The 24,467-nt window shown below is 56.8% G+C and carries 19 protein-coding genes; 10 read left to right on the top strand and 9 right to left on the bottom strand.

The window, feature by feature from the left end:
- Positions 1 to 32 precede the first annotated feature (32 nt).
- The 6 genes from E9954_RS11310 to E9954_RS11285 all read left to right on the top strand — a co-directional run bounded on the left by E9954_RS11310 (position 33) and on the right by E9954_RS11285 (position 10,183).
- The gene (locus E9954_RS11310; RefSeq protein WP_168442176.1) at positions 33 to 2,387 is read left to right on the top strand and encodes a glycoside hydrolase family 88 protein; all 2,355 of its coding nucleotides are present in this window, start codon (positions 33 to 35) and stop codon (positions 2,385 to 2,387) included.
- A gap of 83 nt (positions 2,388 to 2,470) precedes the next feature.
- Complete coding sequence (gene kduI, locus E9954_RS11305) at positions 2,471 to 3,298, top strand: 5-dehydro-4-deoxy-D-glucuronate isomerase (protein ID WP_136079275.1); 828 nt, start codon at positions 2,471 to 2,473, stop codon at positions 3,296 to 3,298.
- Positions 3,299 to 3,406: 108 nt separating this feature from the next.
- A complete protein-coding gene (locus tag E9954_RS11300) occupies positions 3,407 to 7,069 on the top strand; it encodes a glycoside hydrolase family 88 protein (RefSeq protein ID WP_222847153.1) in 3,663 nt (1,220 codons plus the stop codon).
- A gap of 89 nt (positions 7,070 to 7,158) precedes the next feature.
- The gene (locus tag E9954_RS11295) at positions 7,159 to 8,175 is read left to right on the top strand and encodes a TRAP transporter substrate-binding protein (protein ID WP_136079274.1); all 1,017 of its coding nucleotides are present in this window, start codon (positions 7,159 to 7,161) and stop codon (positions 8,173 to 8,175) included.
- An 11-nt stretch (positions 8,176 to 8,186) separates the two neighbouring features.
- A complete protein-coding gene (locus E9954_RS11290; RefSeq protein ID WP_222847152.1) occupies positions 8,187 to 8,675 on the top strand; it encodes a TRAP transporter small permease in 489 nt (162 codons plus the stop codon).
- The gene (locus E9954_RS11285) at positions 8,675 to 10,183 is read left to right on the top strand and encodes a TRAP transporter large permease (protein ID WP_136079272.1); all 1,509 of its coding nucleotides are present in this window, start codon (positions 8,675 to 8,677) and stop codon (positions 10,181 to 10,183) included. The genes E9954_RS11290 and E9954_RS11285 overlap by 1 nt, the downstream gene beginning before the upstream one ends.
- Before the next feature lie 34 nt (positions 10,184 to 10,217).
- Here the strand turns inward: E9954_RS11285 and E9954_RS11280 are convergent, their stop codons facing one another.
- The 5 genes from E9954_RS11280 to mntA form a co-directional block, all read right to left on the bottom strand.
- Positions 10,218 to 11,297 carry a Gfo/Idh/MocA family protein gene (locus E9954_RS11280; RefSeq protein WP_136079271.1) on the bottom strand — a complete coding sequence of 360 codons (1,080 nt, stop codon included), beginning with the start codon at positions 11,295 to 11,297 and terminating at the stop codon, positions 10,218 to 10,220.
- 59 nt (positions 11,298 to 11,356) lie between these two features.
- Positions 11,357 to 12,502, bottom strand: coding sequence for a Gfo/Idh/MocA family protein (locus E9954_RS11275; RefSeq protein WP_136079270.1), 1,146 nt, complete (start codon positions 12,500 to 12,502; stop codon positions 11,357 to 11,359).
- A gap of 175 nt (positions 12,503 to 12,677) precedes the next feature.
- Entirely contained in the window at positions 12,678 to 13,352 is a 675-nt protein-coding gene (locus tag E9954_RS11270) for a type 1 glutamine amidotransferase (protein ID WP_136079269.1), read from the bottom strand.
- 104 nt (positions 13,353 to 13,456) lie between these two features.
- The gene (hepT, locus tag E9954_RS11265; RefSeq protein WP_136079268.1) at positions 13,457 to 13,918 is read right to left on the bottom strand and encodes a type VII toxin-antitoxin system HepT family RNase toxin; all 462 of its coding nucleotides are present in this window, start codon (positions 13,916 to 13,918) and stop codon (positions 13,457 to 13,459) included.
- Positions 13,902 to 14,273 (bottom strand): type VII toxin-antitoxin system MntA family adenylyltransferase antitoxin, encoded by a 372-nt coding sequence (mntA, locus tag E9954_RS11260; protein WP_168442175.1) that lies wholly within the window; start codon positions 14,271 to 14,273, stop codon positions 13,902 to 13,904. Before mntA ends, hepT begins: the two co-directional genes overlap by 17 nt.
- A 440-nt stretch (positions 14,274 to 14,713) precedes the next feature.
- On the opposite strand from mntA, the gene E9954_RS11255 reads away from it, so the two are divergent.
- Positions 14,714 to 15,799: a formylglycine-generating enzyme family protein gene (locus tag E9954_RS11255; RefSeq protein ID WP_136079266.1), complete on the top strand. Its 1,086-nt coding sequence runs from the start codon at positions 14,714 to 14,716 to the stop codon at positions 15,797 to 15,799.
- 46 nt (positions 15,800 to 15,845) lie between these two features.
- Here E9954_RS11255 and E9954_RS11250 read toward each other — a convergent pair whose 3' ends face one another.
- The 3 genes from E9954_RS11250 to E9954_RS11240 all read right to left on the bottom strand — a co-directional run bounded on the left by E9954_RS11250 (position 15,846) and on the right by E9954_RS11240 (position 20,986).
- On the bottom strand, positions 15,846 to 19,649 hold the full coding sequence (locus E9954_RS11250) for a DUF3857 domain-containing protein (RefSeq protein ID WP_168442174.1): 3,804 nt from the start codon (positions 19,647 to 19,649) through the stop codon (positions 15,846 to 15,848).
- 115 nt (positions 19,650 to 19,764) lie between these two features.
- Positions 19,765 to 20,697 carry a LamG domain-containing protein gene (locus E9954_RS11245; RefSeq protein ID WP_136079264.1) on the bottom strand — a complete coding sequence of 311 codons (933 nt, stop codon included), beginning with the start codon at positions 20,695 to 20,697 and terminating at the stop codon, positions 19,765 to 19,767.
- A gap of 118 nt (positions 20,698 to 20,815) precedes the next feature.
- A complete protein-coding gene (locus E9954_RS11240; protein ID WP_136079263.1) occupies positions 20,816 to 20,986 on the bottom strand; it encodes a DUF362 domain-containing protein in 171 nt (56 codons plus the stop codon).
- 144 nt (positions 20,987 to 21,130) lie between these two features.
- Here E9954_RS11240 and E9954_RS11235 point away from each other — a divergent pair, with 144 nt between their 5' ends.
- Positions 21,131 to 21,610 carry a Fur family transcriptional regulator gene (locus E9954_RS11235; RefSeq protein ID WP_136079262.1) on the top strand — a complete coding sequence of 160 codons (480 nt, stop codon included), beginning with the start codon at positions 21,131 to 21,133 and terminating at the stop codon, positions 21,608 to 21,610.
- A gap of 8 nt (positions 21,611 to 21,618) precedes the next feature.
- Here the strand turns inward: E9954_RS11235 and E9954_RS11230 are convergent, their stop codons facing one another.
- Entirely contained in the window at positions 21,619 to 21,831 is a 213-nt protein-coding gene (locus E9954_RS11230) for a hypothetical protein (RefSeq protein WP_136079261.1), read from the bottom strand.
- Between the two features lie 135 nt (positions 21,832 to 21,966).
- Here E9954_RS11230 and E9954_RS11225 point away from each other — a divergent pair, with 135 nt between their 5' ends.
- Together E9954_RS11225 and E9954_RS11220 are read left to right on the top strand one after the other, a co-directional pair.
- The gene (locus tag E9954_RS11225) at positions 21,967 to 23,241 is read left to right on the top strand and encodes a tetratricopeptide repeat protein (protein WP_136079260.1); all 1,275 of its coding nucleotides are present in this window, start codon (positions 21,967 to 21,969) and stop codon (positions 23,239 to 23,241) included.
- A gap of 28 nt (positions 23,242 to 23,269) precedes the next feature.
- Positions 23,270 to 24,391: a glycosyltransferase family protein gene (locus tag E9954_RS11220; RefSeq protein ID WP_136079259.1), complete on the top strand. Its 1,122-nt coding sequence runs from the start codon at positions 23,270 to 23,272 to the stop codon at positions 24,389 to 24,391.
- Positions 24,392 to 24,467 lie beyond the last annotated feature (76 nt).

The following is a 24,467-nucleotide window of genomic DNA, read 5'->3' as shown; positions in this document are numbered from 1 at the left end:
GAAGTTTCCTTTGTGCTTTTTTGTGCTTTTTTGTGGCTAAAACCTCTGTAGAGGCGCAGCCATATTCGAAGCTGGACGAATATGCGTTCCGGTCGGAGACGATTGAATCGACGATCCGCTCAGCGGCGGAGTATCAGCTGGGGTTGTACGGGAAAAACATCCCGACGAAAAACTGGCTGGTTGGAACGTTTTTCTCGTCGTTTGTGGCAGCCTCTGAACAGACCGGAGATGCATGGTATCTGCAGCAAGCGCTGAAGTGGAGCGACGCTTCGGAGTGGGATATCAATAATGAGTTTCATGCCGACGATGTCTGCCCGGGGCAGACCTATCTCGATATCTGGTTCCTGAAGGGCGGCGATGAAAAGATGGCCAACCTGAAGGCGAAGCTCGAGCCGCTGCTGGATCGTGACGTGATCAAGCCGGGCGAGCTTCATGATTGGGAGAAGAAGGACAAGCCGTTCATCGGTCGCAACATCTGGAGCTGGTGCGATGCGCTCTACATGGCGCCGCCGGTCTATGCCCGCATGGGCAAGGCAACGGGCGATGCCCGTTACTACGCTCAGCTGCATAAACTCTACTGGGACTCGGTCGACTTCCTCTACGATCGGGATGAGCAGCTCTTTTATCGCAACAGCAAGGCGCAGACCGAAAAACTCAAAACGCCCAACGGAAAACAGGTGTTCTGGGGCCGTGGCAACGGCTGGGTGATCGGCGGACTGGCGAGGTTGATTCCCTATTTGGCCGAAGACGATCCGATGCGGCCAAAGTATATCGAACTGTTTAACGACCTCGCATACAGCCTCGCGAAGTACCAAGGCGGGGACGGCCTCTGGCGCCCGTGCGTCAACGATCCGGAGTGGCACCAGATGAAGGAGACGACCGGCTCCGCGTTCTTTGTCTATGCCCTGGCCAAGGGCGTGAACGAAGGCTGGCTGCCGCGCAAATATTTTGAGCCGGTAGTGATGCGTGGCTGGTGCGGTCTGGTGGACTGCGTGTCGCCGGAAGGCCGGTTGGGCTGGTGCCAGTTGGTGGCCGGGTCGCCCCACGAGGCGCGAGCCGAGGATACGAAGGATTATGGCGTCGGTGCCTTCATCCTGGCCGGAGTGGAAATGCTGAAGTTCCAACCCTTGGAAAAGATGCAGGCGGAGATCCTCAGGCCGTTTAAGCCGCGCTCCGTGGCCGACGACGGCGCATGGACGTGGTATAACGACGAGCGCGTGGTGTTCCACAACGGGGTCTTCTATGCGAGCTATGTGAAGAGCGATGGAAAGACCGCGCTGACCGCATTCGGCCTGGAAAAGATGCCCAGCGCCCATGCCCGTAAGGAGATGGTGCTCAGCTCGAGGGAACAAAAGGACGACCACAACAATGCCGCATTCCTCCCGCTGAAGGATGGGCGTCTGCTGGCCTGCTACGGCACGCACAACATGACCAAGTCGTTCTATCAACGCAAACTGACGCTCTCGCAGTGGAAGGAAGCCAAGGCCAGCGATGAGCAAAGCTTCGAGGTGGTGGAAACCAAACGGGGCTTGAGCTATCAGAATCTGCATCGGGTGGAGGATGAGAACGGCCGGATCTACAACTTTTTCCGGGGCAACAATTTTAATCCGCACTTTGTTTTTTCCGACGACGAAGCGGAATCGTGGAGCAAGCCCATCCAGTTGATTCGCATCGGGCAGGGGAACGACCGGCCTTACATCAAGTATGCTTCGAACGGCCGCAACCGCATCGATCTTCTTTACACCGACGGCCATCCACGCATTTGCACGCAGAACAATGTGTATCACATGTTCTATTCCGATGGCGCCTTCCGCCGGTCGGACGGTTCGGTTATCCGGACATTGGAAGAGCTGAAGGCCGATCCCATGACGCCGGAGGAGGGGACGCTGGTGTTCGACGGCTCGACCCCGAACGGCCGCGGCTGGGTGTGGGATCTGGAATATGATTCCAAAGGACAACCGTTCGGTGCGTTTATCTCATCGCCCAGCGGGCAGATGGGCACGGACATGCGCTACTGGACGGCCCGTTTTTCGGATGGCCGGTGGACGTGCGAACAGATCGCATTTGCCGGAAGCAATCTTTATCCGAAGGAGCAGCACTATGCCGGCGGCATTGCGCTGCATCCGGAAAATGATCAGGAGATCATCATTGCGGCCGATGTTTTTCCAGACTCTGGAAAACCGTTGCCGAAGCGGGTCTATCAGTTGTTCAAAGGCTCGAAAACTTCCAGGGGTTGGACGTGGGAACAGCTGACGCACGACCCGGTGAACAACCACCTGCGCCCCGTGATTGTGCGCGGCAAGGAAAACGCCCTCTTCTGGTTTGCGGGTGAATACAGGCGCTACCAGGAATATGATTGTGAAATCATGATGAGCATGGAGTTTTAATATATATATATACTGCATATTGCGTACTGCGTATTAGGAAATACGTAATACGCAGTACGCAATAATCAATACGGAGTAGAATTATGGACGTACGATACACTGTTGGAAAAAACGAATATAAGCGGATGACCACCGATGAGCTGCGCGAAGCGTTTCTGGTTAACCTCTTTGAAACCGGAACGATCAACCTGCTCTATTGCGAAGTGGAGCGTTCCATTGTTGGCGCCGCGGTTCCAACCGTTGGAAGCCTGAAGCTGGAGGCCGGCAAGGAACTCGCTTCCGACTATTTCTGCCAGCGCCGGGAAGTGGGCGTGCTGAACATTGGCGGCAACGGAACGGTGACGGTCGATGGAACCGAATATACCATGGAAAACCTCGATGGCCTCTACATCGGCCGGGGATCGAAGGAAATTGTGTTCGATAGCGTCAGCGGCGAAGAGCCGGCGCGCTTCTACCTGATCTCCTATCCGGCGCATGCCGAGTATCCGACCACGCAGGCGAAGAAGGCCGATGCCAATGCGCTCGAGCTCGGTTCGGTGGAAGATGCCAACAAGCGCACCATCTACCAGTACATCCACGAGAACGGCATCAAGAGCTGCCAGTTGGTGATGGGCTTCACGGCGCTGGAGCCGGGGTCGGTCTGGAACACCATGCCATGCCACACGCACGAACGCCGCACCGAGGTCTATATGTATTTCGGACTCGACGAAGCATCGAAGGTGTTCCATATGATGGGGCCGGGTGAAGAGACGCGCCATATTGTGGTCGGCAACGAACAGGCGGTGATTTCGCCGATGTGGTCGATCCACTCCGGTTGCGGCACGAAGGCTTATACCTTCTGCTGGGGCATGGGCGGCGAAAACCAGCGCTTTGATGATATGGATCATATTGCCATTGGGGATTTGAAGTAGGGGATAGGCTCCAGGGAATGTAGCCGCGATCCATGATCGCGGAGTATGTAGCCGCGATCCATGATCGCGGAGCGAGTTCGCGGAACTCGCCTACGCTTTGAGGGATTGATGATGAAGTGTTATGTGATGATGATTCTTTCAGCTGCCGTGGCGGGCAGCTGCTTTGCAGTGGAAAAACCAACGCCGGGCGACGTGAAGGCGGTCACGAAAAAGGTCGCCGATTGGCAGATGGAAACCTTCGAGGATCAGGTGAAGTATCGCGCCGTGGCTTCCGATAAACGGGAGAAGCTCGAGCGGGCCAGGAAGGATCCGGAATTCAAACCGGATTGGTATACGCTAACCTTTGCGAAAAAATGGCACGACCTGGAATGGCACAACGCCGCGCTTTATGCGGGCATGAACGAATGGCGGAAGGTCGCGGACGATGGCCAGGCCTACACGGATTGGCTGAGCATGATCGGCGAGCGCAACGACTGGCAGCCGCATAATCGTAAATACAATGCGGATGACCACGCGGTCGGGCACTTCTATCTTGCGCTTTACCAGGATTCGCCCGATCCGAAAAAGATTGCGCCGATGCGGGCGCGTTTCGATGAGATTTTGGCAAGCCCGAAAACCGGGTCGTTGGAAATGAAGAAGGGAACGGATGCCCATACCCGTTGGGGCTGGTGCGATGCGCTCTTCATGGCGCCGCCGGTTTGGGCGCGCATGGCCAGGATCACAGGCGAAAGGAAATACCTCGATTTCATGGATCAGGAATACCATGCCACCTACGACCTGCTGTGGAGCAAGGAGCATCATCTCTTTTTCCGCGACTCCCGGTATTTCGTGAAAAACGAAGCCAATGGAGAAAAGGTTTTCTGGTCGCGCGGCAACGGCTGGGTCTTTTCCGGCCTGGCGTTGATGATCCCCGACCTGCCCGCTGATTGGGAGGGCCGGCGGTTCTACATCGAAACGTTCAAGCAGATGGCGGAAACGCTGAGGAACACCCAGCGCGATGGCGGCACTTGGTCGATGGGGCTGCTGGGCGATCCTAAGGATTATCCGATTCCCGAAACCAGCGGCACGTCGTTCTTCACGCACGGGCTGGCGTGGGGCATCAACAACGGTTTGCTGGATCGGGCAACCTACGAGCCGGTGGTGCTCAAGGCCTGGGCGGCGCTTACGGCGTGTGTTCAAGACGATGGTTTGCTGGGTCACGTCCAGCCGGTCGGCGCGGCACCGGGCGAGTCCTATCCCGACAAGTCGGAGGTCTATGGCGTGGGGGCCTTCCTTGCGGCCGGGACCGAGGTTTATAAAATGGTGAGCGGCGGACGGCCGACGCCGAAGCAGGTGGCGCAGCTGACGAAGAAGGTGGCCGATTGGCAGATTGAAACGTTTGAAGACCAGCTCCAGTATCGCGCGCAGAGCGCCGGTACGAAAAAGTCGATTGCCAGGTACCATGCCAATCCAGACGATCCCAAATATGATTCCGAGTGGGGCGTTAGGCGGACGGCCAACAAATGGCACGACCTCGAATGGCACAACGGCGCGCTCTTTGCCGGAATGAACCAATGGCGCAAGGTTTCGGGCGATCCCGACGCGGAGGCCTTCCTGATGAAGATCGGGAAACGCAACGACTGGAAGCTGTTCAAGCGCCCGTACAATGCCGACGACCACACGGTCGGGCAATTTTATCTTTCCCTCTATGAAGAGACGAAAGATCCAGTGATGCTGAAACCGACCCAGGAGCAATTTGACTGGATCCTCGCCAATCCGAAAACCGGGACGTTGGAATGGAAGGCGAAGCCGACGGATGCGCATAACCGCTGGGGCTGGTGCGATGCGCTCTTCATGGCGCCGCCGGTCTGGGCGCGCTTGGCCAAGGTGACGGGCGAGAAAAAATACCTCGATTTCATGGATCAGGAATACCATGCCACCTACGACCTGCTGTGGGACAAGGACGACCATTTCTTCTGGCGCGACTCCTCCTATTTCAAGAAACGCGAGGCGAACGGGCGCAAGCTTTACTGGGCGCGCGGAAACGGTTGGGTGTTTGGAGGCCTGGCCTTGATGATTCCCGACCTGCCGGAGGAGTGGGAAGGGCGGCCGTTCTACATCGACCTCTACAAGCAAATGGCAAAGAGCCTGAAGAACTGCCAGCGCGAGGACGGAACCTGGAGCATGGGACTGCTCGGCGGTGCCGAAGCCTATCCGAACAAGGAGACCAGCGGTACGTCGTTCTATACCTTTGGCATGGCGTGGGGCATCAACAACGGGTTGCTCGATCGCGCCACCTATGAGCCGGTGGTGCTCAAGGCGTGGAATGCCTTGACCGCGTGCGTGACACCCGAGGGCATGCTGGCCTGGGTGCAACCGGTCGGGGCGGCGCCGGGCGAGTCGTTCGGCGACAAGACCGAGGTGTATGGCATCGGCGCATTCCTTGCCGCCGGTTCCGAGGTCTTCAAGTTGGTGGGAGGCGAGGTTCCCGCCTTCGCCAAGGCTACGGCGGGCAAGCAGGCCTCTGGAAAAAAGTCAGGTAATCAGCTGACCACCTTCATGAAGGATACCGGCTGGTGCTGGTACGAGGATCCGCGGGCGATCATCCATAACGGCAAGCTGGTGGTCGGCGGCATCAGTGGGAAGAACGGGGATGCCAAGGTTGGCGTTTATGATCTGAAGGCCGACCAGCTTCTTGGTTCAACCGTGCTCTATCCCAAGTTCGAGCGCGACGACCACGATTCCCCGGTGTTCCATGTCCGTCCCGACGGCAGCCTGCTGACGGTCTATGCCAAGCACGGGAAGGAAAAGATCCACCACTACCACATTTCCGATCCGAAGGATTATCTGAAGTGGGGCGCGCGCAAGGAATTTCATCATACCTACGAAGATAAGCGCGGTGCGACCTATATGAACCTCTACACCATGAAGGACGAAGGGCTGCTCTACTGCTTCTTCCGCGATGGCCAGAACTTCAATCCGGCCTTCATCACGTCGTCGGACAACGGGGAGACGTGGGGGAACTACACGCACTTCATCACGCACGACATCGGAAGCCGCCAGCGTCCGTATGCCCGTTACCACCAGGTGGATGAAAACACGGTCGGCATTTCGTTCACCGACGCCCATCCGCGCCAGTACGGCAACAGCCTGTACTATGCGGAGTTCCGGAACGGGACCTTTTATAACGTCGATGGCACAACGATCAAGGAGCTGTCGGATGGCCCGCTCGTAACCGTTCAGGCGGAGAAGGTTTATAAAGGCAGCGAGATCAAGGAATGGAAGGGCAACAACCACAGTGTTTCCAATGCGGCCTGGACGGTTGCAATTGAAAAGGATGCGCAAGGGAACCCGCACATCGGCTACACCGTCTACCACACGCACGACGACCACCACTACCGCATCGCCTCCTGGGATGGCACAAAGTGGAACGACCGCCAAATCGCCTTTGGCGGCACCTGCCTCTATCCCCGGGAGAGCAGCTACACGGGCCTCCTGGCTTTTGATCCGACCGACCCGACCAGGGTCTACATCTCCACGGACGTCGATCCAAAGACCGGCAAGAGCCTCGGAGGTGTCCACGAAATCTATGCCGCGAAAATCGGAGCCAACGACGATGTGGGCTCCATTGAGTGGAAGCAGCTGACCTTCGATTCCACGCATAGGAACATCCGCCCGATCGTCGTGGCCGGCGGAGGCCATAAGGTGCTGATGTGGCTCGGCGGTGCGCCGTGGAGAAACTTCTGCGACTATGAAACCGATGCCATAGGCATGATCCTCGAGCGCCCCTGAGCGGAGCGCGGGTCATGCGTTCGGAGGATGAGAAGATCTTGACCTCAAACGTTTGAATAAGTATCAATGTATGTTTTGAAAGGGGTTTTATGAATAAAGCGACATCCATGTTTGTGGGGGGAATCCTGGTAGGGGCCATGTTGGCGACCGCCGGATTTTCAGTGTATTTGCGTGGCCAGCAGGCGAGGGGCGGCCGCCAGGGCCAGATGGTCTTGAAGCTGGGGCATGGGCTGGATACCGGACATCCGGTGCATAAGGCCATGGAGTTTATGAAACAACGGATTGAAGAGCTTTCCGGTGGATCGGTCACGGTCGATATCTATCCGAGCTCGGTGCTCGGCTCCGAAACGCAGTGCATCGAGCAACTGCAAAACGGCGCACTGGCCATGACGAAAACCTCGGCCGCCGCCATGGAAAATTTCATCCCCGCAATGTCCGTCTACGGGCTTCCCTATGTGTTCCGGGATTCGGAGCACTATTGGAGCGTGCTCAACGGCGAAATTGGCCGGGGTATGTTGCAGCAGGGCGAATCCAAATTCCTTCGCGGACTTTGCTATTACGATGGCGGAAGCCGGAACTTCTACACCAAGGAAAAGCCGATCCGCACGCCGGAGGATCTCAAGGGGCTTAAGATCCGCGTCATGAATTCCAAGACCGCCATGGATATGGTCAAGGCCATGGGCGGGGCGCCGACGCCGATCGCGTGGGGCGAGCTCTATTCCGCCCTTGCGCAGGGCACCGTGGATGGCGCGGAAAACAATCCGCCCAGCTTTACCTCCAACAAGCACTACGAGGTGTGCAAGCACTTCACGCTCGACGGGCACACCCGCATTCCCGACATGCTGTTGATCAGTTCCAAGGTATGGGAAAAACTCGACCCGCAGGTGCAGGCCTGGGTGCAGCAGGCCGCCGACGAGTCCTCGGAGTTCCAGCGCGAGCTGTGGAAAAAGGAAACGGTGGTTGCTCTGGAAAAGGCAAAGGAAGAGGGCGTCGAGGTTTACGAAGTGGACACCGCCGCCTTTGCCGCCCGGGTTGCGCCGATGCTTGCGGAAATCCCAAATCCTGAAGTCCGCGCACTGCTGAAACAGATTTCCGAGGTCAAGTAATGCTGGAGGGCTTGCTGAAATTTAAAAAGTGGATGACCTCCGCGCTCAACTTCGTATTGATTATTGTCGTTGCGTTGTTGGTCGTTGATGTGGTCTGGGGCGTGTTCTCCCGCCACGTGCTGGGGGAACAGACCAAGTGGACGGAAGAGCTTGCGCGCTTTCTGCTCGTCTGGGTTTCGCTGCTCGGCGGTGCCGTCGCCTTCGGAACCAAGGGGCATCTCGGGGTCGATTATTTTGTCGGAAAATTCCATCCGGAAACCCAGCGGCTCATGGCCATCGTTTCGCACTTGGTGGTGCTCTTCTTCGCCGCGGCCATCTTTGTGTATGGAGGAGGCCGTGTCGTGGCCGACGCGCTAACCATGGAGCAGACCACGCCCGCGCTGGGTTGGAAAATGGGGTATGTCTATCTGGCGCTGCCCATTGCCGGGGTTTTCATGATCATCTACACCATTGAAAACCTCGTTGAGACGCTGGTGACACCGGTTGGGGAGGGTGAATAATGGGAACCGTTGCTCTTGTTCTAGTGGTTGTCTTTGTCCTGCTGCTCGTCATGAACGTGCCGATTGCGGTATCGATCGCGCTGGCCACCTTTTTCGCGATCTTGGCGGACGGATCCGATCCGACGGTCATGGTGGCGGCCAAAATGGCCAACGGGGTAAACAGCTTTGCCCTGCTCGCCATCCCCTTCTTTATTCTCTCCGGCCACTTGATGGGCAAGGGCGGGCTTGCCCGGCGCCTGATTGATTTTGCCGCCACGCTCGTGGGCCGGCTGCCCGGGGGCTTGGGCTACGTGAACACGCTCACCTGCATGCTGTTCGGTTCCATCTCCGGTTCGGCCGCCGCCGCGGTTTCATCGGTCGGCGGGTTCATGATTCCCGAAATGAACCGCAAGGGGTATGGCCGCGAGTTCAACGTGGCGGTCACCACCACGGCCGCCACAACCGGCCTGCTGATTCCGCCCAGTAACATTATGATCGTCTATTCGGTCGCCGCCGGTTCGGTTTCCATCGCCGCCATGTTCATGGCGGGCTTCCTGCCCGGCCTGATCACCGGGCTCTTCATCATGCTCGTAGGCGGCGTCATTTCCATCATGAAGGGCTACAAGGGCGAAGCGCTGGAAATGCCCCGCTGGAAGCCCATTGCTGCAACGTCCGTCATCGCGCTCATGATCATCCAGATCATTTTGTCGCAGAAAGGTCTGATGGATCTTGGATTCTGGATGTTGCCCAACGGGATCATCTGGTTCCTGATCTGGTCTGTCGTGTGCTGTGCCTGCTTCAAGACATTCCGGCGGGCCTATTTCACATTGCTGCTGATCGTGATCGTCATCGGCGGTATCCTGGGCGGTGTCTTCACCGCCACCGAAGCGGCCGCGATTGCCGTGGTATATTCCTATCTGCTTTCCGTCGTCATCTACCGCGAAATCAAGCTGAAGGAACTGCCGCAAATCCTGCTCGATACGGGCATCACCACCGCTGTCGTCATGCTACTCATCGGCGCCAGCTCCGGTATGAGCTGGATCATGACCATGGCCAACATTCCCCAGACGGTCAGCGCCGCATTGCTTGGGCTTTCCGAAAACCCGATTATCATTCTGCTGACGATCAACCTGCTGCTGATCGTGGTCGGCACCTTCATGGATATGACTCCGGCCGTGCTGATCTTCACGCCGATCTTTCTGCCCGTGGTTTCACAGTTGGGCATGCACCCGGTCCATTTCGGCATCATGATGATCGCCAACCTTTGCATCGGCCTCTGCACGCCGCCCGTGGGTACCTGCCTGTTCATTGGCTGCGGGGTGGGCAAGACCACGATTGCGAAGGTTACGGGGACGTTGCTTCCCTTCTTCGGCGCCATGATCGCCGCGTTGATGGTCGTCACCTACATTCCCGCCACGTCACTGTGGCTGCCGGTGAAAACCAAGCAGCTCAAGGCCGAGGATGTCCAGAAGTGCGATTTCATGAACCGCAACGCGGACGACCCCGTCGGCGAGGCCGCCGCTCCTTGATTAAGGGGCATCCGCCTCGATGACGGGGGCGCGCTTACGAGCGGTCGGCCATGGCCTGTGCCTGGAGCGAAAGCTCGGCGGCCTTGAAGGCATGCTCCTGGGTCATGGCGTTTTCGGTGCGGTGGATGCAGTCGAGAATCAGCTCGCCGAAGAAGGGGAAGCCAACATTTTCGAAGCACTCGATTTCCTGCACCTCGTCCCCGGTCGTCAGGAAAATGCGGCTGTCCGGCGCCTTGCGGCCGACATCCATGTATTTACGCGCTTCCAGCGTGCCTTCGGTTCCCACCACAAAAACGCGCCCGTCGCCCCAGACGGGGGAACCGTCGGGCGTGAACCAATCCAGGCGGCAGTAGAACGATGCGCCATTGTCGGCCGTCAACGAGGCTTCGCCGAAATCATCCAGCCCGGGCGTGTCGGCATTGTTGAAGTTCTCGACGCGCGCAAAATTGATGGTTGCATCCTTTGCGCCCGTGTAGTGCAGGAATTGCTCGAACTGGTGCGAGCCGATATCGGTCAGGATGCCGCCATACTTTTCCTTATCAAAAAACCAGTCGGGACGGATCGACTTGCTCAACCGATGCGGCGCGAGATTGATCACCTGCAATACACGGCCGATCGCGCCGTTGGCAATCAGCTCACCCGCTTTCATGCTCGCTTCGTTATGTAGGCGCTCGCTGTAGTAAACCATGTATTTCTGCCCGGTTTCCGCCACCAGTCGACGGGCCGTATCGAGCTGCCCGAGCGTCGTGAAGGGCGCCTTGTCGGTGAAATAATCCTTGCCCGCTTTCATGGCCTTGAAGCCGATTTCCGCGCGCTCGCTCGGAACCGCAGCCGAGGCCACCAACTTGACTTCCGGGTCCTCCAGGATTTGTTCGTAGGATTCGGCCACCTGCGCTTCGGGGTTCTTTGCAACAAAGTCCGCCACCTTTTTAGGGTCGGGATCGTAGACCCATTTCAGCGTTGCGCCCGAATCCTTCAATCCGTTGGTTTGGCCATAGATGTGGCCGTGGTCCAGAAAGGCCGAGGCAAAGACAAACTCGCCCGGCTCAACGACTTTTTCGGCTTCTGCGGTCGGCGCATAGTCGGCGCCGCTGGAAATCTGTGTTTTGCTCATGGTTGTGTCCTGGTTGGGGTCGGTGGGCTCAAGCACACTTGCGCAAGTGTGCTTGGGGGTCACCGGTATGATTTCGACATGTCTACTTTGGCTGCGGTCTGAAGCACTTCGCGGGGTTTCGACTGCGCAATTTTTTCCAGAATCGCCTTTTCATAGGCCATGCTGTCGAGGGGCAATGAAACCTCATCCTGGATCCAGGTGGAAAAAATCATGGCCCCCGCCAGCTGCAGCGACTCGAGGCCGGCATCGGCCGGGGCAATCAATTCCGCCTCGCCGTTGGCGGCTTGCACAAAGTTGTTGAGGATGGCGGCGTGTTGGTTGACCGCTTCCGTTGGGCGGTAGACCTCTTCAGTGGTTTCCGGTGCGCCGAACATTTCATCCGTTCGGCGGCTGAACCCCGAAACCGATTCGCTGTTTCGGAGTAGCCGCGCTTCGTTGCCGTCGGTGATGATGGTGCCGAGATCGCCGACAATTTCGAGCCGGTTGCTTCCGGGGGCCTCGCCGGTGCTGGCGGAAAATTGCCCGGTGGCACCGTTCGGGAATTCGAAGTAGGCATTCACTTCATCCTCTACTTCAATATCATGGTATTTACCGAAAGAGCATTGGGCCCTGACATTGGACGGCATGCCAACCAGCCATTGCAATACGTCGATATTGTGCGGGCACTGGTTCATTAAAACACCGCCGCCTTCGCCTTTCCAAGTGGCGCGCCATGGACTGGACTGGTAGTAGATTTCCGGGCGGAACCAGTTGGTCATCGTCCATGAAACGCGTTGCAGTTCGCCGGTTTCGCCGGCATCAATCCACTGCTTGATCTTCACATAGCAAGGGTGGGTGCGCTGGTTCATCATCAGGCCGATGGTTTGGCTTTCGCTTTGACGCGCCGCAAGAATACGCTCGCCCTCGGCCTTATGGCAGGCGAGCGGTTTTTCCATGATCAGATGCAAGCCGGCTTCCAGCGCCTGGATGCCGATCGGCGCGTGCAGGTGGGTGGGTAGCGCCACAATCACGGCATCGCATAGTCCTGATTCAATAAGCTCGGACGCATCCCCGAAACAGGCAATGCCTTGTGCCTTGAAATCATCCATTGATTCAATGGGTTGGTTCGCAACCGCCACGAGTTCGGCGTTGCCGACCAATCCATCCTGTATGTTTTTTGCGTGGACACGGCCAATGTTGCCGAGTCCGATAATGCCAAATTTCATAGTGAACCCCTAATTTGTCATTTAAAGTAACAATGTGGACGTGGTCATGTCAACCGTCGGGTCGATACGAAATCACGGAAACGGACCATCCCGGAAGTATATCATCCAACCACCACGATCGTGGTGGTTGGATGATATACTTCTTGGACGTGAAGAGCTTGGGAGGGGTGCGGGTTTAGTGGGTAAGCGCGTCCAGCAGGTTTTTCATGGCGGTGTTTATCGATGGGATATGGCGGAGGCCATCCCGTATTTGGTTGGCGGACTGGATGTAGGGGGCTTCGACCAACTCGTGGCCGCAGTTGTTGATCAGGGCCTCCATGCTTGCCGGTGTGGTTTCCATGTGGAACTGGAGTCCTATGGCCTTGTTGCCGTGGATAAAGCCTTGGTTGATGCCCGGTTCGCTGGTGGCCAGCGGAATGGCGCCCTGCGGAATGTCGAAGGTGTCGCCGTGCCAGTGGAAGACGGTTGGCTTTTGGGGAATCAATTCCGGTGCATCCGGCGAGCGCTCGATGGGAAACCAGCCAATCTCCTTGAGCGGGCCGGGGTAGACCCTTGCGCCGAGAACATCGGCCATCAGCTGTGCGCCCAGGCAGATGCCCAGTACCCTTTTCCCGGCATCGATGGATTGCCGGATGAATTCCTTTTCGGCGATGAGCCACGGGTGTTCGGCATGGTCGTAAATGCCCATCGGGCCGCCCATGACAACCAGCAGGTCGAAGGAGTCGATTCCCGGGGGTGTTTCTCCGGCAAACAACCGGGTGCAGGAAAGCTGCGCCCCGTTGGCGTTTGCCCATTCTTCGATATATCCGAGTCCCTCGAACGGGACATGTTGTAGCCAGTGGAGTTTCATATTAGTCCCTCTCTATTCAAATCCTATCATGTTTGCGACGGATTTTTTTACCACTGAGGACACGGAGGCACAGAGGGATGGGGTTCTCTGTGTCTCGGTGCTCTCTAGCGGAGCGGGTGGTAAAATTTGGTTCCGGCTCCGCCGGGTTGGGCAACAATCGTCATGCCTAGTGCAGTGCACAGTTTGACAAAGTCCAGATAGCCTTCCCGCGCGATGTAGTGGAGGATGTCCGTATCCAGTTCCTGATACTCATGGATCGCAACGTTCCTAAATCCAGTCATCGCCCGGAGGGATTTAGCTAGTGAGGTCGGGATTAAGTCACCTTTGCGCAGGAGGTCGAAGGCTTCGGCACTGTTTTGGGGAAGGCCAAGATGTCCGGTCGAAACAAGATGCATAGACATGTCGATCGCCGCTTGGCAGGCACGTTCAATATTCAGTGTCAGGGCATCCACATGGGTTTGGTTCCTAAGGTCGGGGGATGCGGCATACTCTTCCTTAATGCGGCGAATGCAGCGCTCAATGATTGCGGCCTTGTTCAGCAGGACATCGTTAGGCGGTGTAGGCATCCAGAACCTCCTTGCGTTGCTGTTGCAGTTCGGCATACATGGCTAGGCTGGTAGCCATGAACAGATCGGATTTGAAACGGTTGCGCGTGAATATTTCGCGGCCATGGGCAACGACTTCCTTGGCATAAACCACATTGCCCGAACTCAGTTCACCAACATCTACCGCGGCACCGAGTTGGGCTTCCAATTCCGCTGCATATTCCAGCCGCTGCCTTAGCGGCAACCGATGTCCCGGTTCCGGAAGCAAGGCGATGTCGATGTCGCTGTCCTGCCGGGCGGTTCCCTTGGCTGTTGATCCATGGAGATAGGCGGCTAGGATCATGGGGTGTTTTTCCAGAATCTGCCTTGCCTTCATCAACTTGTCCGTCGTCATTACCATGGCGCATTATTAATTGAATCGGGACGGGGAACCAAGGGGATTGTTGCTCCTATGTTTCCAGTCGGACCTATTAGTCCCTCTCTATTCAAATCCTATCATGTTGAATCGATCGCGTTGCTCCCTATTTTCTTTCAGAAAATGATGCTTCGCGGCGACGGATTTTTTTACCACTGAGGACACGGAGGCACAGAGGGATGGAGTTCTCTGTGTCTCGGTGCTCTCTAGCGACACGAAGTGAGGCTGGCGCGAAGCGACGGCAGCGAAGCGGCAACCGGGTGGTAAAATTTGGTTCCGGCTCTGCTGGGGTAGGCATTTGGAATCCATTTGACGGAAGGAAAATAGATTAAGTTTCCATAAATAATAATTGCGATTTGGTTTTCTTTATTCGAAATGCCGTAAACCAACAGGGGGTTTCCATGAAGAAGATGCGGATAGGTTTGTTTCTGTTTTGGTGTGCGGTTTCCGGGGTTTTCGGACAAACCAATGACGCGGCGTTTTTCCGGATATCGAGTCCATCGAATGCGGTGATCACGCAATTCGATCTGATGGCGGGGACCATCACGTGGTCGAACGGTGTGGCCGGGGTGACGAACCAGCTCCAGCGGGCGTATGACTTGATTGGAACCAGCAACTGGGTGGATTTTGTCCAGCTGGTTTCAACCGGAGCGGTCTCTTCGGAAAAAATCATCGATCTTAGCCCGCCCGAAGGCATGGCCTACATCCCCGGCGGCAGCTTCAGCATGGGCGACAATCTTGATGGCTTGTCGTCTGCCCAACCGGTCCACTCGGTTTATGTCAATGGGTTTTACATGGGCAAGACCGAGGTGACGAAGGCGCAGTGGGACGAGGTGTACAAATGGGCCATTGCGAACGGCTACAGCTTCGACCATGCCGGGTCGGGCAAGGCGTCGAACCATCCGGTGCATACGGTGAGCTGGTACGATGTGGTGAAATGGTGCAACGCGCGGAGCGAAAAGGAGAACAAGACGCCGTGCTACAACCTGTCGACCTGGAGCTGCAACTACAACGCCAACGGCTACCGCCTGCCGACCGAGGCCGAGTGGGAAAAGGCCGCACGAGGCAACCTTTCCGGCAAGCGCTTCCCGTGGGGCGACACCATTCAGCACACGCGGGCGAACTATATCAGTTCCACTTCATACAGCTACGACGCCAGCTCCACGCGCGGCGACCACCCCACCTACCACGACGGGGTTTCCCCATACACCAGTCCGGTGGGTTCTTTCGCGCCGAACGGCTACGGGCTGTACGAGATGGCGGGCAATGAGTGGGAATGGTGCGGGGACTGGTACGACGGCGCGTATTATGGCACCTCGCCCTCGTCGAATCCGCGCGGGGCGTCTTCGGGCTCCCGCCGCGTGCTTCGCGGCGGCTGTTATGGCAACTCCGCCAACCTCTGCCGCGCGGCCAATCGCTTCTTCAACCGCCCGGGCTTCGCCCCCAGAACCGTGGGCTTCCGGGTGGTCTTGCCCCCAGGTCAATAGCGCGCTCAAGCAAGAACAAGCAAGTATGTCCGGTCGGGCTTCCTCGTTATCGATTCGAGGACGAGCGTTCGATGTAGGAGGACGAGGACGATTTTCTTTTTAGCAGAATCGTGCGCATGTCGGGGTGGGCGAGCTGCTTGGAGGCGGCGACGATTTCCGGGAAGGCTTCGGCGGGAATGAGCGCTGGTTTGAGGTCGGCGATGTGCACCATGCGGATGGCGTTGGCCCGTTCGGAATATTCCACCGCCACCTCGACCATGCCGGCCCCCTTGGGCGCCTGCCACGAAAACTTTTTGGGCATGATGACGGGTTCATAACCATCGGGAAGGACGATGTTGTATTCGATGACACTATCGACATGGCTGTTCCAGGCCAGCGGCAGGGTGCGTTCGTTGGAACGGTATTTCAGCAGGCCGCCGAGTCCGCCGGGCACGGTGAAATAGAGGTAGTCGCCATCGGCCACGGCGTAGCGGTCGGCAACGACGGAGTATTCCATTTTTCCGGGATAGCTTTCAAAGTCGGTGATCAGATCGGATGCGGCCTTGGCCGACTGCGATATGCCGGAAACCAGCTCGAGATAGTGGCGCCGACGGTTTTCGGGGGTGATTTCGGCATAGCCCTGATGGAACCCTGCGAAGGCGGTTCCTTGCTCAATGGTGCTTTGCGTCAGGCCGACCTGTCCGTTTTCCGAGATGCTCATTTCGTAGACGGTGCGTGAGCGGTCGTCCTTGCCGGGAGCGACCTGGACCTTGCCAATATCCCCGTTGTCGAGATCGAGCATGTTGCGGCGGTGGTAGCTGGAGGTGCCGAGTTCGGCATATTGGGACGAACCATTCATGTAGAGGGTTTCTCCGTCCACATCCACCTTGACGAGCACCGCGTTGAATGCGTTGCGCGAAGGCACTTCCAGCGTGGGTGCCGATTCTTCGGGGATGAAGGAGGTGGCTCCGGATAGCACGAATTCCGGTTTGAACTTTCCCGCCTTGAGCAAGGTGTAGAGCACGACCATTCGGTCGGCATTGTTTCCGTAGCGGTCGATGAGCGTTTGGTCGGCCGGGGTAATGGCCGAGAGCGGCAGACTCGTGAGTGCCGGGCCGGCGGCCCGCAGGTTCTTTGCCACCCAGTCGCGAATGACGATGGCCTTGTTTTTTTCGCTGCGGATGCCGAAGGTGAGTTGCTTGGCGAGCGCCTCTGTTGCTGGTTGATCCTTGGATGCCGCAAGGAGGTGGTCGCGGATTTCGTTGCCGTACGTTTTCCATTTGCCGGTTGAAATGAAGACCGAGGGATTGAAGGTGTGCCATTGCGGCAATGCCTCCTCGACCTTGACGGCGGGTTCGTCTGCCGCGCTCCAGGTGTAGGTGATGGTTCCTTCGCTTTCGGTTTTATTCTCCGCCACGCCGTTGTTGCGGATAGCTAGATCGATGGAGCCGGGGGCCGACACGGTGAATGTCTTGCGATCGACCGGTTCATGGCCGTTGAAGGTCTTGCCGGTTGAGAAGAAGGGCTTGCCGTCGACGGTCGAGATGAACTCGTATTCCAGGATGCTGCCGATCTCGACGCCCGGCAGGTTGGCCACGAGGATTTTCGATGCCGGATAGCGCGGGGCGGAGGCGACCCAGCTTGAATCCATGATGTTGATTTCCTCCTCGCTGATTTCCTTGACCGTGCCATCGGGTTGCGTGACCTTTGCCATGGTCAGCTTGATGTCCTGCCATGCCGGGTTGTAGGTGAGCTTGATCTCCGAATTGCTTTTCTTTCCCGCGTAGGTGAGGATCTCGATCTTGGAGCGGGAGGTTTCTTTCCACTGGGTCGGGCTTTCGAGTTCGATGACGGTTTCGCTCGAGAGGATGCGGACATCGGAGTCAATTTGATTGCCGGCTGCGGGGAGATCGAGGATGAGTTTCTTGCGCAGGTTGTATTCGATTTCCTTCAGGCTCTTTTTGAGCGCCAGGTATTCCTCCGGGCTAAACTCCACCGTGTTGAGCAGGAAGGTGTTGGTGGCAACAACCTTGCCGTCCGCTTGCCCGACTTCGACGTTCCAGGTCAGGTCTTCGGAGGCGATTTTTTCGTATTCGGGAATCTTAATGGTTCCGATGCCGTTGGGAACTGCGAGTTCAAGGGTCTCGCGAATGCCGGCGGTCATGCGGTTGAAGAGGGGATACTTGCGTTTTTCGAGTCCGGTCTGGCCGAGGAGGAAGTTGGCGTAGCCCAGGGAGCCGCCGAGGCGCGGCAGGTTGAGCATCTTGTTTGCCTCGCCTTCGATCAGCAGGTTGTCGGCGGTGTAGGAGAGTTCGATGGTCATCGGCTGCGAGGTGTCGCGCAATTCCTTCGGGAGGATTTCGAACGATTGCAGCTCGGCGGTGGGCATTGATTTCTTGATGTGGCCTTCGAAAAAGCGGCGGCGTTCCTCGGGCTTGATGCGCGAGAAGTAGCCGCGGTAGACGGTGTCGTTGATGCCTTCGAAGACCAGTTTGCTTTGGGCTTCCAGATTGCCCAGTTTATCGAGCGATCCGGTGGAGGTGATTTCCAGCAGGTTGTCGATGGCCGGAATGGTGGGGGCGGTGAGGAGCGTTTCGCCTTCGGGGCGGGCGACGATGTAGCTGGTGTTCTGGAGGTAGGAGGGGAAGATGTCCTTGGTGTTTTCATCGGTTGGGTCCATCAGGACATATTCACCATGGTCGTCGAGCGCGGCGGTTACGGCGTGGTTGAAGAAGGCTTGCGGAACCTCTTCATCCTTTTTGGGGCCGGCCATGATGATGACCGGGAAGGCTTCGACATCCACGATGCGCAGCATGGCGGCAAGCAACGCCGCCTTGTCGCGGCAAACGCCGTAGCGGTTTTCGAAGGTGATGGAGACATCGTGCGGTTCATAGCCGGGGGCTTCGTCTTCGGTGGTGATGCCCATATAGCGGATGTCCTGCGAGACAAAGTTGAAGACGCTCTTAATCTTGTCCATCGTTGAGGTGCAGTCCTTCACGAGATCCCTGGCCTTGGCCTCCATTTCGGGAGTGGTGGCTTCCAGGCGAGGCTTGCACAAGTCCCAATACCATTTCGACAGGTTTTCCCATTCCTTCATGGTGCTCACGAGCAGGCGCTGGACAACGGTATAGCGCGTGGGCATGTTGGGTTCGTCGAACATGCGCGGAACATCGCGCACTTCCCATGTGTAGACGATCTGCCCGCTCTGCTCGCTCTTCATTTCGTGATAGGTCACCGTGCCCGGCACCTCGGCCTTGAGGGCGGTCTTCACGAGCGGGCGCTCCTTCGGGGCGATCACCTGGTAGGTGGTGCGCTCGATCGGGCTGGAGTGTTCGAAGACCTGGTAGTCGCTCCACACATTCGGGACCACCGTCTTCGTTCGTATGCGGTGGGCGATGTAGCGTAGCGTGTCGCCGATTTCCAGTCCGGGAACGGAAAGCCGAAGCACCTTTGAGTTGGGGTTGTAGATGTTCGATCCCATCTGGCTCGGGTCAACCATGACCTTGCTGTTGATCTCGGTATCGATTTCGTTCACGGAGCCGTCGGGTTTGATGACCTGTACCTTGGTGAAATAGTTCGTGCCGTATGCGACGTCGAACCCGAGCGAGAGGGTGCGGTTGTCGCGCTTGCCTTTTTCGGTGAGGATCTTGATGGCGGTGTCGCTCCACGAATCCGACGTACCGTCGGGTTGGTATTGGATCTGGGTGAAATCATCGAGCAGGACATCGTCCGAGTCGGGATACTTTTCCGTCGAGGCGCCTGCTGCATACTCGATGATCCTGTCGATGGAGAGCAGTTCCTTGGCGGAAAGGGGGGCGGTGAACAGAATTAGGGTAAGAACAGACAAGCCGACGCGAACAATATTCTTCATACAGATCTCCATGGTAAACTCGGGAAAAACTACCGGTGTGGCAAACATCCCGCAAACTCTTTCTATACGACAACGTCGATCGGGATACGTTGAGGGAAAGCTTTGGGAATGGGATTTACTCGGCGGCAGGCTTCAACTCATCGGCCGTCAACGCATGATTGTATACCCGCAGATTGTCCACGAAACCGTGGAAGGCGCTGCCGTTCGAATAGTTGGTGAAGGTGATGTTTTTATCGAGCTGTTCCCTTTTGGATCCGACCACTTCCAACTTGAAGTCTTCGGGAAGCGAGACGGGCGGGAGCAGGTTTCCGTCGTAGGAAATGTTGATGGTCTTGGTTGCGGGATTCACCGAACAGATGATGTGGTGCCACTTTTGCGGTTCGATCCTGATGCCCAGCCCATGCCTGAACCGTCCATTGTTCATGGAGATGGTCGCCTCGTTCTCCTTGCCGGCAACGATCCCGAACCATCGGTACGAGGTTCCGCCCATGACGACCACATCCCCTTGCCGAATATCGATCGGCCAGAAATGATGGGCGAAGGTAAACCCTTTGAAATCCAGCCCGGGAAGGTAGGCAACCGCCTTGTAGCCTGGAGCCGAGCTGTGTTCATAGCATCCGTTCAGGTAGAGCGTTCCCTCGATCAACTGCGTGCGCTTTTGCATCAGCTCATCGAAGGGATCGACTTCATCGAAGAATCCTTCGGTGAAAGAAAAGCGGCGGATCAGGCCGTTCTCCGGAAGACGGGGTTCCGCTGGAAGCGGAAGCAATTGTTTCGCCAGTACCTCGAGCGCATCGTCCTGGTTCCGGTAGCGTGGTTTTTCCTTCTTTCCTTCCTGTTCGATCTCGTCCAGGTGCGGTTCAAGGGCATCGTAGATCCGGGACAGTTTTGTGTCATGCTGTTCGAGCAGCTTTCTGATTTCCCGAAGTTCCTCCATCACCTTCCGGTAATCCGGGGGGTGGTTTGTTTCCGCCCAGCCGGTGGGGCAAGCGGTAATCAGAAGCCAGAGGGGAAGGATTGCCGATTTGGAGCGCTTGGGTTTTTTCATGACCGACTTTCCCTTCCTTGTTTTGCTTGTTGCCGTGCAGTTTGCTCCCGATGGTGGTGTTAGGACACAAAAAAAAAGCGGCCGAATGGGCCGCTTTTCATTGTGCCGAATTTCCGATTTAGCCTGCGGAGATCGCGTCTACCGGGCAGGAATCGGAGCAAGCGCCGCAATCGGTGCAGGTGTTTGCATCGATAACGAACTGGTCATCGCCCTGGCTGATGGCTTCCACCGGACAGGTGGACTCGCATGCGCCGCAGGAAATGCACTCGCTAGAAATTACATAGGCCATGGTCTTACTCCTTTATTGGTTAATTACATATCTTTTTGCTGAAAGCGTTGCAATATACCAGCAAAAACCTTGATTACATCATCAATTGTGCGCCATAAACATGTTTATATATAGATTCAATTCAAAGAAGGAACGAGCGCCGCGATGAGTGTTGATGAACAGAATTTGCCCGAAGAGGTTAAGCAGTCGGTGGAAGAGGCTTGGCCGTTGTTTGTCGATTTCCTAAAGAAAAAAGAGGCGCGCATAACCCAGGCGAGGAAGATTGTGCTGACGCAGGTCTTTTCGCGCCACGACCACTTTTGTGCCGATGACCTGGCGGCGGAGCTTTCGAGCGGAACAAACCATGTGAGCCGGGGGACGGTATACCGCACGCTGGCCTTGATGGAGGAGGCCAACCTGGTTCGGGTTATTCGCGATACCGATGTTCATGCGCACTATGAGCACACGTTCAACCACCCGCATCACGAGCACATGATTTGCGACAAATGCGGAACGTTCATCGAGTTTTCCGACGACAAAATCATGGAATTGATCACCAAATCCTGCAAAGCGCACCAGTTCGGGGAGCGTACCCACCGGATTGTGGTATTCGGAACCTGCCACAATTGCGCTGAAAAGGCCTAGCCGCCGTCTTATGCGCTCTGTTTCTGCACGTCTAGCTGGGCCTTGAATTCCCGCAGTTCGCAGGATGGGCACTGGACTTTTTCCCCCTTGTAGACGACGCAGTCGTGGTTCCCTGAACAGCCGGGTTGTTTTTTTCGCATGGCGTTGATGGTTGCAAGAAGCGCAAGGGGAATCCCAACGAAAATCAACGCGGCGATGAATAATGTGAGAAAAGAAGTCATTTTTTACCTGATAATTAAATAATGCCTGATCGGAGCAACACTTGACACTTACCCTTAGCTGAATGATACTGCAACCCCTTTTGTATACGGAAAGGTTTTTTGCTTCATCTCCATGGGTTTGCAATTGATAGGTTTATGAGAAAAAAACACCAAAAACACAGCCACAATCAAGGGTCGGGCGGCTTTGAGCATCTAGCCGCCAACGCCGATTTCTATTCCGGTGGCGCCCCCGAGGAACAACCCCTTTATCAGGATCGGCCGGTCTCAAGCTCCCGCGAAGTTCGCAAGACGGGCCGTCACCAGGCCGTCAGCGGGCGCCGCAAGGAAGCCATCGACCCCCGCGAAAAAATGGCCCTCTTGGCCATTCTCAAATCCGCCATCATGATCCTGCTCTTGATCATTGCCTTTTTCATGCTCAGGAAGGGCATTAGCCTTTACGAGGAAAAGGTTTGGATGGATACGCACGGTTCGGAAGAGGTGTCGCCGGTTCTCCGTGAAGTTGTTTTGGTTCAGGAATTCGATATCGAGAACCAGGATGCCCGGGAAATGTTCGCCGAGCGGGTCGAGGTTTGGAAGGAGTCCGAGCGTCTGGTTCGGTCGGCCGATGGGTTGCTGCTGCGCGGCAATGTGGACCAGGCCATTGCCCGTTGTCAGGATGCATTGCGGCTGGACGCTGCCCACATCGGCGCCCTTGAGCGCTTGGGCGACCTTTACTACAAAAAGGGGCTGTATGTCGAGGCCATCAATTCCTACATCCGGTTGTTGAGTGTCGATCCTTCGCGCAAGGAGCTGCAGGAGCGCTTGATCAAGGCGCTGGATGCCCACGACGATGCGAAGGCCGTCGTCTTCATGGCGAAATGGTACCTTGAGCAAAACACCTACAATGAAAATGTGCAGCGCTACATGGCGAATGCGCTCTTCAAGCAGGAGGATTTCTCGGGGGCCGCCGAAGCCTATGTGCGCGCCCTGAAAGATGCCCCGCACGATATTGCCGCCCGGGAGAAGCTGGCCGAGTGCTATATGTTGCTTGAACAGTATGACAAGGCTCTTGTTTCGCTGGAGGCGCTGCGAGAAACGAATTACCGCGACCCGAACTACTACCACGATATCGCCATCTGCAATGCGCAGTTGGGGAACAGCACCGAAACGGTTCAAACGCTTGGGAAAGCCGCCCATTTGTTTGGCCAGCAAGTGGTCATTGGCTGGGTTCAGGACCCGAAGCTGGATCCCGTGCGGGAAGACCGCACGTTCCAGGCCTTTGCCGATCGGGTGGGCGGCGAGGAGTTCCGGAAATGGCTTGAGCAAGTGGCCAAGACCATGGAAGGCAAGGACCGCGAGGACGTGGCTCCTCAGCTAAAGTTGCCGGAAACCGACATGCTTGAGCAGGATCTGCTGAAGCCGTCTAATTAAATAGACGATCCATCACAATAGGGGGGCTATGAATATTCTATTCGTATGCTTTGGGGAACTGTCAATCAAGGGCGGGGCAATGCGCGCCGTCTCGATGGTGCGCGCACTTGCCGAAGCGGGGCATCGGATTGATATCGTTGCCGCAGATGCCGAGCTGCAGGAGCATCCCAACATAGGGATTATCGAGGGCGGGGGAACGGCATCCGCATCCCGGCACCGGTTGCGCATGGCGGTTCTCCGGGCAACGGGGCGGAAAAGCTACGACTGTCTGCATGGCGTCGATGAGGCGGTTGTCTTTCTTTCCCGGATTGCCCGGTTCCGGAAAACCAAGTTGGTCTACGCCGCCTCGCGCTGCTTTACGGGAACGATGGGCATTGCTCCATCGAGGCTATGGAATCTTTTGCCCGGATATTTTTCCCGATTGGAAAAACGCATCCTTTTGCAGGCTTCGATGGTGCTGTCTTCGTGTCCCGCCTTAAGCTCCGATTTGCGTGGGCTTGCACAGGAAACAAGAATCAACCAAATCGAGGATATCCCTGCCCAGTCGATGTTCTGCGGCAGAATCCTTGGCCGTTCCGCTTTGTTGGACCGGTTCAAAGGCAAAAGTTCCTCGGTGGTTGTCTGCAGTATTCTCCCCGGAAACCGCAAGGAATTGCGCAAGCTGTTGATGGCCACCCGTAAAGTCATAGAATCCATTCCCCATGCTTCGTTCTTTTTCAAGGGGAGCCTGGTTGAGGAGGCCGAAAAAATGGCGGCCAATCTGGACATCCTTGGCCGCTGTTCGTTCCTGTTGCCAGAGGAAACCGAAGCCTTCCTTTCCGCGCTCGACATTGCCGATGCCGTGCTGCTGGTCCCTCAGCCGGGGGGACGCTACCTGCACCAGGAGGTTTTCACACTCCTCCAGGCTCCGGCGCCGCTGGTGGCCGTTCAGAGTCCGGCGTACGGCAAGTTGCTGACCGATCTCAATAGCATCCAGGTTTTGCCCAGTTCCGAAGCCATGGCCGAAGGCTTGCTGCGCGCAATCCAGGAACCGCTTTTTTCCCTAGGAATCGCGACCGAAGGGCAGCAGTTGATCGCCGATAACTATTCCTTTTCCAGCTTTAAGCACAAAGTACGCATGGTCTATCATGGCTTGCTGAAGAAGGATTAGGAGGATGGCATCAACGAATCGTGTCCAGCGATGGTGCTCCGGCGTCCAATGGTTGGGGGGGCCTGCGCAGTTGCAG

Origin of the sequence: Pontiella desulfatans, from assembly GCF_900890425.1 — a bacterium.
In the GTDB taxonomy this organism is placed as follows: domain Bacteria; phylum Verrucomicrobiota; class Kiritimatiellia; order Kiritimatiellales; family Pontiellaceae; genus Pontiella; species Pontiella desulfatans.
Note: the sequence above shows the minus strand (reverse complement) of the source record. Positions and strands in the feature narration are given on the sequence as shown.

Excerpts from the sequence above, each read along its gene's own strand:
- E9954_RS11275 (WP_136079270.1), bottom strand. The coding sequence starts at position 12,502 with ATGAAATTTGGCATTATCGGACTCGGCAACATTGGCCGTGTCCACGCA.
- E9954_RS11235 (WP_136079262.1), top strand. The coding sequence starts at position 21,131 with ATGAGTGTTGATGAACAGAATTTGCCCGAAGAGGTTAAGCAGTCGGTG.
- hepT (WP_136079268.1), bottom strand. The coding sequence starts at position 13,918 with ATGCCTACACCGCCTAACGATGTCCTGCTGAACAAGGCCGCAATCATT.
- E9954_RS11300 (WP_222847153.1), top strand. The coding sequence starts at position 3,407 with ATGATGAAGTGTTATGTGATGATGATTCTTTCAGCTGCCGTGGCGGGC.
- E9954_RS11295 (WP_136079274.1), top strand. The coding sequence starts at position 7,159 with ATGAATAAAGCGACATCCATGTTTGTGGGGGGAATCCTGGTAGGGGCC.
- kduI (WP_136079275.1), top strand. The coding sequence starts at position 2,471 with ATGGACGTACGATACACTGTTGGAAAAAACGAATATAAGCGGATGACC.
- E9954_RS11270 (WP_136079269.1), bottom strand. The coding sequence starts at position 13,352 with ATGAAACTCCACTGGCTACAACATGTCCCGTTCGAGGGACTCGGATAT.
- E9954_RS11245 (WP_136079264.1), bottom strand. The coding sequence starts at position 20,697 with ATGAAAAAACCCAAGCGCTCCAAATCGGCAATCCTTCCCCTCTGGCTT.
- E9954_RS11230 (WP_136079261.1), bottom strand. The coding sequence starts at position 21,831 with ATGACTTCTTTTCTCACATTATTCATCGCCGCGTTGATTTTCGTTGGG.
- mntA (WP_168442175.1), bottom strand. The coding sequence starts at position 14,273 with ATGAAGGCAAGGCAGATTCTGGAAAAACACCCCATGATCCTAGCCGCC.
- E9954_RS11250 (WP_168442174.1), bottom strand. The coding sequence starts at position 19,649 with ATGAAGAATATTGTTCGCGTCGGCTTGTCTGTTCTTACCCTAATTCTG.
- E9954_RS11240 (WP_136079263.1), bottom strand. The coding sequence starts at position 20,986 with ATGGCCTATGTAATTTCTAGCGAGTGCATTTCCTGCGGCGCATGCGAG.
- E9954_RS11225 (WP_136079260.1), top strand. The coding sequence starts at position 21,967 with ATGAGAAAAAAACACCAAAAACACAGCCACAATCAAGGGTCGGGCGGC.
- E9954_RS11255 (WP_136079266.1), top strand. The coding sequence starts at position 14,714 with ATGAAGAAGATGCGGATAGGTTTGTTTCTGTTTTGGTGTGCGGTTTCC.
- E9954_RS11280 (WP_136079271.1), bottom strand. The coding sequence starts at position 11,297 with ATGAGCAAAACACAGATTTCCAGCGGCGCCGACTATGCGCCGACCGCA.
- E9954_RS11285 (WP_136079272.1), top strand. The coding sequence starts at position 8,675 with ATGGGAACCGTTGCTCTTGTTCTAGTGGTTGTCTTTGTCCTGCTGCTC.
- E9954_RS11220 (WP_136079259.1), top strand. The coding sequence starts at position 23,270 with ATGAATATTCTATTCGTATGCTTTGGGGAACTGTCAATCAAGGGCGGG.